This is a genomic window from Desulforhopalus sp. IMCC35007 (genome assembly GCF_005116575.1).
GTDB lineage: Bacteria > Desulfobacterota > Desulfobulbia > Desulfobulbales > Desulfocapsaceae > Desulforhopalus_A.
In genome coordinates this window covers 1-268 of the sequence record NZ_SWCN01000102.1, presented here as the reverse complement: position 1 = coordinate 268, position 268 = coordinate 1, and the positions used below count along the sequence as shown (strand labels likewise).

Below are 268 nucleotides of genomic sequence, written 5' to 3'. Positions count from 1 at the left end.
ATCCTTGAAAACTAAATAACAACACATAAGCAAACGGGCCCAACGTAGTTTTAGCGAACTACAATGGAGCAAGTTTTCGTAATTCGAAAATAGAGCTCTTATATACATAAGCACTATATAAGTAACTGTTCCGTAAGGAGCAGTCTAGGATATCAAACTGGAGAGTTTGATCCTGGCTCAGAACGAACGCTGGCGGCGTGCTTAACACATGCAAGTCGAACGCGAAAGGGATTTCGGTCCTGAGTAGAGTGGCGCACGGGTGAGTAAC

The 268-nt window shown here is 44.0% G+C and carries 1 rRNA gene; it reads left to right on the top strand.

What is annotated here, in order from left to right:
* Positions 1-154: 154 nt before the first annotated feature.
* Positions 155-268, top strand: a 16S ribosomal RNA gene (locus FCL48_RS24785); the annotation flags it as partial.